Below are 12,592 nucleotides of genomic sequence, written 5' to 3' on the forward strand. Positions count from 1 at the left end.
CACCTAGGTTTAACAATGATTCAAAAAAACTCATAAGGACATCAGGACATGTTGAAAAGATTTTCCACGCTTATGGCCGCTGGCATTTTGTCAGTTGGCAGTGCTCAGGCGTCGCTGCTTTATAAAATCAGCGGTAACGAAATGGCAGAACCCTCTTACCTGTTTGGTACCATTCACATGATTTGCGCGAACGATTTTACCGTTCACGAACAAACAGCAACGGCTTTTAATGAAGCTGATCGTTTGATTATGGAGCTTGATATGGCGGATCCGGGCGTCATGCAATCAATGCAAACGAAGTTACTTGACCCTCAGGGTCGTAAACTTTCGGCCCAGCTAAGCGAGGATCAATACGTGCTACTGGATAACTTTTTGACCGAAACCATGGGTATGGGATTAACCACCTTCGATGGTATGCGGCCATTTATCTTAAGTAGCATGGTCATGACCTCGCAAATGGGTTGTGAGCAGCAAATGTCTTATGAAGGCCACTTCACTCAGCAAGCCGTGCAACAGCAAAAAGCGGTTGATGGCCTGGAAAGCGTTGATTTCCAGTTTGGTATATTCGACCAAATCCCCTATGAAGAGCAGGTACAGTGGTTAATTGAAGCCTTAGAAGATGAATCTGCTGCAAAGGCTGAACTGGATAAAATGATCAAATTGTATGTCGCAGAAGACATGGAAGGCCTTTACCGGATGATTGCGGATACCGACGCCTATGCAGAATACACCGCGTTATTACTGGATGATCGCAACCGTAACTGGCAACAACAGCTGGATGCTGAATTACAGGCTCCGGGAAGCGAATTTATTGCGGTCGGTGCAGGCCATTTAGGTGGCAATGCTGGTATGATCAAGCTGCTTAAGGACTTAGGCTATTCGGTTGAAGCTGTTTCAACCCAGGTTCAAGATTAAAGTAAATAATTAAGGATAAATTGATGCGCGTCGCCGCTGAACAATTGCAGCCTCCCATAGATGAATGGGCGCAACAGCGCCCTGCTTCTCCGCAAGCTAATCCACTTATTGGTCAGGATCGGGCGTTAGCCGCGATTAAACAAACCATGCGTATTGGCGGACGTTATGCGCACGGCTACGTGGTAACTTCGCCAGGATTGCGTGTAGTGGATGTACTACAAGAGTTACAGGCGCGTCATCAATGGATTCATTTTGAACGGTTCGATTGGTTGTACCTGGCGAATCCTGATTCCGCGAACGAACCTTTATGTGTCAATGTGCCAGCAGGTACTGCCCGCGCAGTATTAGAAGGCTTAATGGCAATTTTCGAGTTGGATCCAGATGCCCGGGCCAGCGCAATGAAAAAATTAACCGACACCTTTGTCAGTGAGCGACTCGCCAGTTATCTGGAGAAAATCAAAGACAAGAGTCTGGCCGATTTGCCCGGTAAAGAACTGGCTATGGTTATCGTCGAATCGGATGCTCAGTCAGACGATTTCGTGCTTTGCGATCGGGTTACAGAAACCAGTTTGTTCGGCAGTATTCGACTGCAGTCAGTTGAAGGGACAATATCCTCAGAGTTACATTTGATCCAACCGGGCGCGCTATTAAAAGCAAACGGTGGCGTCCTGGCCATCGATGCCGAAGAATTGCTGATGCAGCCTGGCTTATGGCGGAAATTGAAGTATATCCTGCGCACCAGCCTATTTCACTGGCCCCAGCCAGGTGAAGCAAATATCGCTGCCTATTATCAACCAGAGCCGGTACCGATTCATTTAAAAGTACTGCTACTTGGTGATCGTTCAATCTATGCACAACTTCGTGAATTGGATCGTGATTTTGATAACCTTTTCCCTTATCTGGCGGACTTTTCTTCCCATTACCCGGTAAGTCAAAACCCACTGGTGCCCTACTTTGATTATCTAAGTTATGTTGAACGTGAAGCTGCTACCTTGCCGCTCGCACGCTCGGCGATCCCGCTTGTATTGAAGTACGCGTCGCGCTTAAGCGACTATCAAACCGAGCTATCCCTCGACACCATAGCGCTCATGCAGCTTTTGCGGGAGGCAGCTGCGCTGGCAGTCGAGCAAGAGCGTGACTGCATTGATCACGATACGATTCTGGCGGTATTACAACAACGCCTGCATCGCGATGGTTACATCGCTGAACTAAGCCGGCGGCAAATTCTTGAAGGCCAGGTTTATATTGAAACCAGCGGTAGCGTTGTCGGCCAGGTTAACGGTCTGACGGTGGTCTCCATGGGTGGCACTGAATTTGGTGAACCGACACGGATTACTGCCACGGTGCATTATGGCGACGGTGACATCATTGATATCGACCGAAAGTCAGAGTTAAGCGGTAATATTCATACTAAAGGTGTGATGATTTTGTCGGCCTACATCGCCAATGTCTTTGCCCGCAGTGAAGAAATGCGTTTATCCGCCACTATTGTGTTCGAACAGTCGTACTACGAAGTGGATGGTGATAGTGCCTCCCTCGCCGAACTCTGCTGTTTGCTTTCGGCGTTAGCCGAAGCACCAATTGCCCAGGGGCTGGCAATCACCGGCGCAGTCGATCAATTTGGTCGTGTACAAGCCATTGGTGCAGTAAATGAAAAAATTGAAGGGCATTTTGCATTGTGTCAGGAACGTGGTTTTGATGGCAAGCAAGGGGTGATTATTCCAAGTGCTAATCTGAGTCAGCTCAATCTCGAGCCTGACGTGATTGCAGCTGTGGTTGCTGGTCATTACCATGTTTATGCTATTGATGACGTGGCAGAGGCGCTCACTCTACTAACTGGTGAGAAACAGAACCACCTTTATGCCCGAATTGAGAAGCGTCTGGACGAGCTGCAACACTGCGAACCAGAGCAACCATGGTACAAGCGAATCTGGTAAAGTGACTAGTCGGACTTGTTTAGCGTACAAGTGTTCGCTAAGCTAGCTGCACTTTTCACGCCGCAGACAAGGTGTTTATGACTCAATCAAGCTTAAATCGCGAAGACCTGCTCGCTTGCTCCGAAGGCAAGATGTTTGGTCCAGGGAATAGCCAGTTGCCCGCCCCCAACATGCTGATGATGGATCGCATTGTCACCATTAGTGACGAAGGCGGCGAATACGGTAAAGGCTTCATCCACGCTGAACTCGATATCACCCCGGATCTTTGGTTCTTTGAATGCCATTTTAAAGGTGATCCGGTTATGCCGGGCTGTCTCGGATTAGATGCCATGTGGCAGTTGACGGGCTTCTTTCTGGCCTGGAGCGGCGGCCCCGGCCGTGGCCGTGCGCTAGGTGTTGGCGAAGTAAAATTCACTGGTCAGATTCTCCCGACAGCCAAGAAAGTAAGCTATTTCATTGATATGAAGCGCGTAATTAAGCGTAAATTATTCATGGGCGTAGCTGACGGTCGCGTTGAAGTTGACGGTAAGACCATCTATACCGCTAAGGATCTTAAGGTAGGATTGTTCACCGACACATCCAACTTCTGATTCCGTCTGGCACAATCACGTTTTCATAAAAAAGCCCGCTTTATGCGGGCTTTGTTTTTTCAGAAGTTGATAATCTTTAGCTAATTTGCCTTGGACAGATTAACGATATAATCCTACACTCCGCGCTTCTTGCGCGTCGCGCCAACCGCCTAACCACTGACAACGAATTTCTTGATTTTGATACGGACATAGCTCTTTTGATCGACCCGCTACACCAGCTTGGAAACCTTTTGCATGTGCCCGTTCCAGGCGATCGCGTTTCTGTCTTTTCATCATTAATTTCCTCGTCCAGTTGTTCTTGTAATCTTTCTTACTAAGAGCGAATTTTTTTTCGCTCTTGTATTATAGATAGCAACTTAGAGAGGGAGTTCAATAGCAAAAAAAAACGCTTTTCCAGTTCGCCGGCTAAGCTGCTGAAAAAGCGTCAGATCTGCGTTCAATTTTTTTTAGAACAAGTTTTTCCGTTAAGCTTTGATCCAACGACGAACCGTAATAAGGCCACCGATCAAGAACATAGCGAAGAGACCTCCGAAGCCAGTCGCAGCGCCCTGGCGCTCAACACGATTATCTATAACTGAACATTGATTGGGTTCCCCCGAGGTGGGATCCAGGATAATCGTCTTGGCAAACTGCTCAGTTCGCATATTGCCTTCATCATCGACAATTTCAGTTTCGTTAATTGTCGTTGCGGCAATCACACCATCATTATTAATGCCATCGGCAGTGGCAATAAATAACTCAGCTTCGCAGTCAACAGTAGTATTGAGATCGACAAAGGCTACGTTTTCCGCGGCGCTATCGTAGCTGAAGCCAACCCGGCGACGTTGCGTCGACAAGCTTGCTTCAATCTCACCAGAACCAACGATCACGCCGGCATTATTAATTGCTGCTGGTAAGGTACTGGACCCCACGAAAAATCCCGGGAGTTCGGTAAAGGTGTCAGTATCAATTTCATACATGAAGCCAACATTACGTTGAATCCCCTGAATGCTGCGGATGACAAAACCAATCACCTGGTTTTCATCATTAATGTCCGTTGCAGCGCCCCAGATATAATCTGGATTTTCAGTGATTGGCAGGGTTTCGCCATCTTTAAAAATTGCAGGCATTTTGATCCGGCGATTTGCTTCGGCAATGCCTTCGTAATAGGTCCAGCTTTGGCCCACTGCAATACCATTATTATTGATTGCGAACGCATAGCTGGAGAAATCAGCGTCGTCGTCCTCAGCGCGTTCCATCAAGGTCGGATAGTAATCCACAGTGATGATGTCACCGTTGGCATCGAGCTGCCACACTGCTGCCTGTATGTCGTAAATAGACTGATTGCTGGCAATGCTGGTGCGGTTGTAATAATTCTGCAGGTTTGTTGCTGTAGCATTGCGCAACGAAAACCAGCGCTGCCACATACAGCCGTAGACGGAACGGATCGCGTCACCTTCCGCAAGTGCGGTTTCACACTGTTCCGCATACTCTATGGCGTCCGGACTCAAGGCCGTACTGACAAAACCGACCGCCATATTTTGATCGTTGATCTCCATCATGGCTGATTCACCACCCAAATAGGCCTGTTCTGGCGCTGGGTAGGTCTTGGTCTGGTTACCGTCTGCCCACATTGCCTGACGTATAAAATCGCGCTCAGCGGCTTCATAGGTAATAGTTTCCGGGTCATCGCCATCGGTGGTGTAAGTAAAACTCTCGTAGCGATAAGGTGCAGTGCCCCAACCTACCCGAATATCATTGTTATTCAGACCGTAAAAATAGTGGTCAGAAGTGTTCGCTAATTCTGGGGTTTCGGGGTCGGTATCGTTAAAAAAGTTATTAAAAGTAACACTCTGGCCATCGAAATAGCCCGCAAAATAGAAGCTGATGCGTGGATTCCGAAGCTGTGGACTGACGCTATCGCGCAATATGCGAACCAATTCGCTGTACTGGTTATAACTCAGTGAATAATCGGCCAGGTCTTCTGACTCAGGATCAATACCAATTGAGGCCAGTGTGCTTGGCTGAACCTTGGTTAAATCAATTTCAAGATCGTTAGGAAACTGTCCTAATAGCGTTGTATGCCGATTGTCGTTGATATCCGTTGGATACAAATGGCGGACTTCTTCAGGGGTTTCAAGTTGTTGAAACGTGAAGACTTCGGCCTTTGCCGGGCTTAAAAAAGACGAAGCGACAGCTACGCTAAGCACCCCTAAAGTAAATTTTTTCATATGTGATTCAACTGCTCTCTTTTTGTAAATTTTCGAGTTCTTCCCAACGTTCAAGCGCAGCAATAAGCTCGTCTTCCAGAGCGGCTAAACGCTCAAGAACCGGCCCTGTTACTTCATGCGGCTGATCATAAAAGTCAGCGTTGCTGGCTTGCGCTTGTAACTCCTGTTGCTCTGCCTCTAATGATTCGATGCGCTTGGGTAGCATATCAAGTTCACGTTGCAGCTTATAGGATAACTTTTTCTTTATTGGCTCTGAAGCTTTGCTTGCAGGCTTTTCTGACTGCGGCTGTACTGGTTTAGTTCCCTTACTCGTTTGATGCGCTAAATAATGTTCAACATCGTTAAAATCCCCAACGATTTCGGTGATTTTACCAGCGCCCTCAAACAACAGAATACTGGTCGCGGTATTGTTAACGAATTCGCGATCGTGGCTCACCAGAATCACTGTCCCCTGGTAGTCTGCGATGATTTGTTCAAGCAGTTCGAGGGTATCTATATCAAGATCATTAGTGGGCTCATCAAGCACCAGCAGATTACTTGGCTGCAAAAACAGCTTGGCCAACAATGCCCGATTACGCTCTCCACCAGACAGCGCATGTACCGGCGTGCGTGCTTGTTGCGGAACAAACAGAAAATCCTGTAAATAGCTCAGGATATGGCGGGTGCGCCCGTTAAAGGTAACATCCTGCTTGCCTTCGCCTACGTTTTCGGCCACTGATTTCTGCGGATCAAGTTTCGCGCGGTGTTGGTCGAAGTAAGCCACTTCGAGGTTGGTCCCCAGCTTCAACACACCACTATCGATTTCCTGCTGCCCCAACACCACCCGGATTAAGGTACTCTTACCACAACCGTTTGGCCCCACAAGCGCGATCTTATCGCCTCGTTGTAGGGTAAGGTTAAAATCTTTAAAGATTGGCTGACCGGCAAAGCTTAAGCTCATGTTCTCGCCTTCGAACACCAACTTACCCGAGCGTTGCGACTCCTGTACTGCGAGTTTGGCAGACCCTTGTTGCTCCCGGCGTCGTTTGCGTTCATTGCGTAAGGCCTGCAACGCACGCACCCGGCCTTCGTTGCGTGTGCGTCGCGCTTTAACGCCTTGCCGGATCCAGGTTTCTTCCTGTGCCAGTTTTTTATCAAACTCGGCGTTGTGCTTAGCTTCAACTTCTAACAGTTCTTGTTTTGCGGTTAAATACTGATCGTAGTCGCCAGGAAACGAGCTCAATTTTCCGCGATCAAGATCAATAATACGGGTTGCCAGACGGCGAATGAACATACGGTCGTGGCTAATAAACAATACCGCACCCTGAAAATCCAGCAATACGCTTTCTAACCACTGCACCATATTGATGTCGAGGTGGTTGGTTGGCTCATCGAGCAGCAATAAATCAGGATCAACAACCAAAGCACGCGCCAGAGCTACGCGCCGTAACCAGCCGCCGGACAAGCTCGCCATCGAGGTGTTTTCGTCCAGCCCTAAGCGCGTCAGTGTTTGCTCGATGCGCGTTTGTAACTGCCAGCCATCCGCGGCTTCAAGCTGGGTTTGCAAGGTTGCAAGTTTATCTAACAGCTTATCGTCGGGTACTTCCTCGGTAAGTTGTTGCGAGACTTCATGGTACTGCTTCAATACTTCGCCGACATCAGCCAGGGCTTCGGCAACATAATCGTAGACACGTTGATCCGAGTTCGCAGGAGGATCCTGAGGCAACCTCGCCACCACTGTATCCCCTACTTTCTGTATGGTTCCCTCGTCGAGCTGGATGTCTCCGGCAATCGCTTTTAGCAGGGTTGATTTGCCGGCACCATTGCGGCCTACCAGACAGAGTCGTTCGCCTGCTTCGATAAGCAAGTCAACACGATCTAATATGGGTTCATTACCAAAGGCGAGCTGTGCCTGTTGCACGCGTAAAACCGTCATACTGTTACAAACTCCATTAATTGCTCACCGAACGGCCAACGTAGTTCCGCATCGTCTGCTTCTCGCACTAACACCGGGACCAGTAAGGCGTATTCTTCATAAAGTTCCGGTTGTTCACTGATATCGACCCAATGCAGACGAATCGGCTCCTCCAGTTGCAACTGATGCAACTGGGCAAGGGCTTCATTACACAATGGGCAATTCGGCTTACTCAATAAATAAAAATCAGTCGACACGCTGAGTCACCTTATACAGCTGATGAATACCTTTATGTCTTGCAAAGTCCGGGCTAATCGAGCGTTTGGTCCAGTCTTCTGCCTGCAAAAAAGCCTCAGCCAGGCCAGCTTCATCCAGTTTGAAGCGACGTTTGTTGTTCGAAAAGATAATCACGCCATCATCTTTCAATAATCGCGCGGCAAGCTTGAGCAACTGCACATGGTCACGTTGAATATCAAGCACATCATGCATCCGTTTCGAATTGGAAAAGGTTGGTGGATCGAGAAATATCAGATCAAAACGTTGCTGTGGCGGTTGTCGCTGTAACCATTGCATGCAATCGGCCTGTATAAAGCTATGTGGTCGCAGCTGCAGGCCATTGAGACGAAAATTCTCTTCGCCCCAGGCAAGGTATGTTTTGGATAGATCCACAGAGGTAACTGCCCGCGCGCCACCTAATGCCGCATGTACAGAAGCACTACAGGTATAGGCGAACAGGTTCAGAACAACTTTATTCTGGCTCAATTCGCCAATGGTTTTTCGTGCCCAACGATGGTCAAGAAACAGACCGGTATCCAGATAGTCACTTAAATTGACGATAAACTGTGCGTTGTACTCGTGAACAACGGTAGTAATGGCCCGCAAGTGTTGACGCTGGTACTGCTGTTTGCCCGCTTGTTTCTGGCGCACTTTTAAATGCATATTAGCGGCTGAGAACGGCAATACTTCAGCCAGGGTATCAAGCAAATGCCATAAGCGTTCTTTTGCCAAGGCTGGCGGAATATCTTTAGGTGCTGCATATTCCTGAATGACGAGATGTTCGTTATACACATCCACTGCCGCGTTGTATTCGGGCAGGTCTGCATCATACATGCGCCAGGCGCTAAGACTTTCTTTTGCCGCCCATTTTTCAAATTTTTGGTAATTCTTTTTAAGCCGGTTAGCTAAATCATCAGATTGCTCTTTAGTAAACTCAACTTGCTCCTGACTCAAGTCATAAAGCGCCAGAATCACCTCAAGGGCACCGTTATACAGCTTGTATTTTTTGTGGCTGCGCAGTTTAACTCGTTTTAACAGACTCTCGTCACCGGCTAAAATCGCTATTTGCCAGCCGTTAAATTCCTGCCGTAACCGTTGACCAAAGCGACGATACAACAACAAGGTCTCGACTTCTTCGCCTAGCCGTTCTCCATAGGGGGGATTACAAAGCAGCAATGAGCTTTGCTCGGAAGCCCCCCTCTCTGGCGCATTGAGTTTGGTTGCATCACTGGATTCCCAGGTGAAAAAGCCATTCAGTTCAAGCCGTTGCGCGTTTTGATCAGCAATAGCCAATACCCGGGGATCATTGTCCGAACCATACAGACGCAGTGGTCGTGCCGCTTTTGCCTGTTGGTGTTGTTGCTCTGCCTGACTGAGGAGCTGTTGCCAGATTTGTGGTTGATGTTGCTGCCAATGGCTGAAACCCCAGTGGGTGCGACGCAAGCCTGGCGCATGCTCAAGCACAATCATGGCGGCTTCAATAAGCAAAGTACCCGAGCCACAAAATGGATCAACAATAACTTCTGTCGCGGAATTTACCCCGGCGCGAATAGCAATCGCTGCCGCCAGGGTTTCACGTAGTGGTGCCTGCCCCTGTTGCAGGCGGTAGCCCCGTCGATGTAGCGCTTCACCGCTTAAATCCAGGTACCAGGTCAATTGATCACGCTGTAGATGGGCGTTAATGCGAATGTCCGGCTCCGCTTTATCAACGTTGGGCCGCCCTAGCCCGGCGTGGCGGAAGTGATCGACAATACCGTCCTTGACCAGCTGTGCACCAAACTGGGTATGTCGGATCTGTTGATTCTGGCCGGTGAAATCGACCACAAAGGACTGCTCGGCAGTCATGTGCTCGGGCCATGGCGTGGCAGCCACTTCAGCACTAACCGCGGCCAGATCTGAGCCCACGGGACATTGACCAAGCTGTAGGAGTACCCGGCTCGCCAGGCGGCTCCACAAACATACGCGGTACGCACCTTCGAGATCGCAGCTAAAGCGACAACCGGCTAGGGTTTGTTGTACATCATCGATGCCCAGGCTATGTAACTCATCGAACAGCAGTGGTTCGAGACCTTTGGCACAGGTTGCAAAAAGTTGCAAAGCTGACGTCATAATTGTGGATGATCCTTTTGCGTCATTGAAAACGGCTCGATTATACGTGATGCAGAGCGCACTGTATTGTCGCAATTGTGCTAAAAAGCAGCAGTCGGACCGGAATCGGTGAAATAATCAGCAGTTGCTGCGAATAAGCATTGCGTTATCCTGAAAGCTTGGTAACATGCGCAGCATCGGACGCGGGGTGGAGCAGTCTGGTAGCTCGTCGGGCTCATAACCCGAAGGTCGTAGGTTCAAATCCTGCCCCCGCAACCAATTCCGATAACTTGCCAATGTTCCTCGATTTGTTCCTGATAGCTATTTTCTGGTAGTGACCCAATATAACCTAACAACACGTCTGACAGCATGTCTGCGCCGCGGGCTACGATATTTTGTCCGTCCAGCGACGGGAAATCTCCCCCGCCGGTAGCGCGGTAGTTGTTGGTTGCCACATAAAATTCATCGTCTGCGGCCACGGGTTGAGCCCGGTACGTTAAATTAACGATCCTGTCACCGACTGGCTGGCGGACGTCGATGTTATAATCGACTCCCAGAATCATATCAAAATTATAATGCGGGAAATCTTCGTTAATAAGTGACCAGCATTGTTCTGATTGCTTCCCTGCTACTGTCGCGGCGGATAACAATCCCTCAGCGCTGTGTTCTAACCAGGCTTTCAGTTGCGCACCATTAACTTTAACGACATCCAGAGTATTAGGATAACGGTAGAGATCACCAATAGCCCCGCGAGTGATCGGCCCCGCGGCAATAGTAGTCGCCCGATCATTGGCAGCAAATGCTGCATCAAAAGGCGCGGCCGCGCTTAGCAACGGCAAATCAGCTAAGCCATGGGCCGTTAGCAACTGCTGTGCCTGCCAGGCCTGCGCTCGTTGTACAAACTGTACTGCACTACTTGGCTGCACACGCGCGGTCTTATAACTCAAAGGTACCAGGGTCTGCCCTATTGGCTGCTGCATGAAATCCAGAGTTGCTTTGTGCGCAGGGTCTATCTGTTGTTTTATGACGGGAGCTTCGTGCATGCTGTCATTAACAGCACGCACGCTTGTCTGGAAATCACTTACCTGCCACTTCTTGTCGGCAAAATCATAGGTAAGCTGTAAGTCGATAATGCCCAGATGGCTGCCATAAATTCCTGGCTGTACGGCGGGAATACCGCGGATAGTGCCGAGATTGCTATTTACTTCAGGCAACAGGTCATAAACATTAGTGCCAGGGAAAACTTCATGTTGATGCCCTAACAGCAACGCATCAATGTCCTTGATGCCGGCCAATAACCAGCCAGTTTGCTCGGCATCTTCTGGGTTGGCGGTATGCTTTGGCATGCCGGTGTGGGCCGCGAGAATTACCACATCAGCGCCCTGGTGACGCGCTTGCCGGGCAGCATCACGGGCACTACTTAGCATGTCGTCAACCTGGACCTTATGCTCGAGATGGTGCTGATCCCATTGCATGATTTGCGGCGGAACTACGCCGATTACCGCAACTTTTAAAGGAACAGGCGCGGACGACGGTGGCGTCACTGAATAGTCAAACCAGGCAATAGGTGTTAGTTGCGCTGCGAGCGCCGAAGGCGCTTGCTCAAGTAACTGCAGGTTACTGCTAACAATTGGAAACTCTGCATCGCGGTAGCTATGGGCAAGAAAATCCAGGCCAAAATTGAATTCGTGGTTGCCAAGGTTGGCAACATCGTACTTTAACTGATTCAGAACAGCGATAATGGGATGCGTCGCCTGTGCCACTGGAAATTCAGCCACAGCCCAATCGGCAAGTGCTGAGCCCTGGAGCAAATCGCCATTCTCAATCAGTAAGTTAAGTGGGGCTTCTTTTCGGGCCTCGGCAATGAGCAGCGCTGTGGCAGCCAGACCCAGGCCGGGTTTATTCTGTTCAGAAAAATAGTCGTAACTCAGCAATTGACCATGAACATCACTGGTTTCCATGATCCGCAAAGAGGTCGTATAACTGCCATGATTGGGCATCGTTCGCTCGCAACTGCTTAATCCGCCGATAAGTATGGCAGAAATTGTAAGGAATTTGAGACTATGCAACACCAGAAGCTCACTTATGCGTGGCGTAAATGATCGTCGTCGTAGTGTAATTGCAGGTAATGACTGGGTTGAAGACGATTATGCAGAACTTTCACCGACTCGAATTGCTGCATGACTTTGACATCAGATATTGTCAGTGAATTGGTCAGCAGCATACATTCAGCGAATTCATCGTCGATGGTCATGATTGCAAAAATGCCGGTTTCGGTACCTGAATTGAGCTCGATTAAGGCTCCCGTTTCGAGGGTATAATTTGGCACCGTTTCACAGGACTGAAAGTACCAGCTTTGGGGCATCTGTGGGCGCCCGAAACGTTCCAGAATTGTGCGATTAATGGCCGCTTGAGTGAGCAACATCGGATCCCATAATTCATAAGCTGACAGGGCGTCGTAAAACTCCTGAAAACAGCTCGCATCTTCCATGGTGAAGGCAGCATGCATGGGTTTCATCGGAATTAAGCGGGAAGGTTTGTAGGGACACTTGTGCACAAGACCATGGTCAAGTTCAATAACGAGCTGTTGCTGCTCGGGGTCATATATCCAGCGCCAGTGCTGAGATGCGTGCACGGTTATCCCCTTTTTATAGTTATTAGATGCTGCTTAACATAGCTAAG

Annotated in this window: 10 protein-coding genes and 1 tRNA gene; 4 read left to right on the forward strand and 7 right to left on the reverse strand. The window is 49.1% G+C overall.

The window, feature by feature from the left end; translation table 11 throughout:
* The first annotated feature begins 48 nt into the window (after positions 1–48).
* The 3 genes from CWI69_RS03280 to fabA all read left to right on the forward strand — a co-directional run bounded on the left by CWI69_RS03280 (position 49) and on the right by fabA (position 3,442).
* Positions 49–915, forward strand: coding sequence for a TraB/GumN family protein (locus CWI69_RS03280; RefSeq protein ID WP_126761853.1), 867 nt, complete (start codon positions 49–51; stop codon positions 913–915).
* Positions 916–938: 23 nt separating this feature from the next.
* Positions 939–2,852: a Lon protease family protein gene (locus tag CWI69_RS03285; protein ID WP_126761855.1), complete on the forward strand. Its 1,914-nt coding sequence runs from the start codon at positions 939–941 to the stop codon at positions 2,850–2,852.
* A 77-nt stretch (positions 2,853–2,929) separates the two neighbouring features.
* Entirely contained in the window at positions 2,930–3,442 is a 513-nt protein-coding gene (gene fabA, locus CWI69_RS03290; protein WP_126761857.1) for a 3-hydroxyacyl-[acyl-carrier-protein] dehydratase FabA, read from the forward strand.
* A 99-nt stretch (positions 3,443–3,541) separates the two neighbouring features.
* On the opposite strand, the gene rmf is transcribed toward fabA, so the two are convergent.
* The 5 genes from rmf to rlmKL form a co-directional block, all read right to left on the reverse strand.
* Complete coding sequence (rmf, locus tag CWI69_RS03295) at positions 3,542–3,715, reverse strand: ribosome modulation factor (protein WP_126762823.1); 174 nt, start codon at positions 3,713–3,715, stop codon at positions 3,542–3,544.
* A gap of 191 nt (positions 3,716–3,906) precedes the next feature.
* Entirely contained in the window at positions 3,907–5,652 is a 1,746-nt protein-coding gene (locus CWI69_RS03300; RefSeq protein WP_126761859.1) for a DUF3466 family protein, read from the reverse strand.
* Positions 5,653–5,659: 7 nt separating this feature from the next.
* The gene (gene uup / locus CWI69_RS03305) at positions 5,660–7,567 is read right to left on the reverse strand and encodes an ATP-binding cassette ATPase Uup (RefSeq protein ID WP_126761860.1); all 1,908 of its coding nucleotides are present in this window, start codon (positions 7,565–7,567) and stop codon (positions 5,660–5,662) included.
* Positions 7,564–7,803: a glutaredoxin family protein gene (locus CWI69_RS03310; RefSeq protein WP_126761862.1), complete on the reverse strand. Its 240-nt coding sequence runs from the start codon at positions 7,801–7,803 to the stop codon at positions 7,564–7,566. The genes uup and CWI69_RS03310 overlap by 4 nt, the downstream gene beginning before the upstream one ends.
* Positions 7,793–9,931, reverse strand: a complete 2,139-nt coding sequence (rlmKL, locus tag CWI69_RS03315; protein ID WP_126761864.1) for a bifunctional 23S rRNA (guanine(2069)-N(7))-methyltransferase RlmK/23S rRNA (guanine(2445)-N(2))-methyltransferase RlmL — start codon at positions 9,929–9,931, stop codon at positions 7,793–7,795. Before rlmKL ends, CWI69_RS03310 begins: the two co-directional genes overlap by 11 nt.
* A 181-nt stretch (positions 9,932–10,112) precedes the next feature.
* On the opposite strand from rlmKL, the gene CWI69_RS03320 reads away from it, so the two are divergent.
* Positions 10,113–10,189, forward strand: a tRNA-Met gene (locus tag CWI69_RS03320).
* Here the strand turns inward: CWI69_RS03320 and CWI69_RS03325 are convergent.
* Both CWI69_RS03325 and CWI69_RS03330 read right to left on the reverse strand, forming a co-directional pair.
* A complete protein-coding gene (locus CWI69_RS03325; protein WP_126761866.1) occupies positions 10,168–11,910 on the reverse strand; it encodes a bifunctional 2',3'-cyclic-nucleotide 2'-phosphodiesterase/3'-nucleotidase in 1,743 nt (580 codons plus the stop codon). The genes CWI69_RS03320 and CWI69_RS03325 overlap by 22 nt on opposite strands.
* Positions 11,911–11,993: 83 nt before the next feature.
* The gene (locus CWI69_RS03330) at positions 11,994–12,545 is read right to left on the reverse strand and encodes a cell division protein ZapC domain-containing protein (RefSeq protein ID WP_157984231.1); all 552 of its coding nucleotides are present in this window, start codon (positions 12,543–12,545) and stop codon (positions 11,994–11,996) included.
* Positions 12,546–12,592: the final 47 nt, after the last annotated feature.

Source organism: Pseudidiomarina halophila, from assembly GCF_003987215.1.
GTDB classification, from domain to species: Bacteria; Pseudomonadota; Gammaproteobacteria; order Enterobacterales; family Alteromonadaceae; genus Pseudidiomarina; species Pseudidiomarina halophila.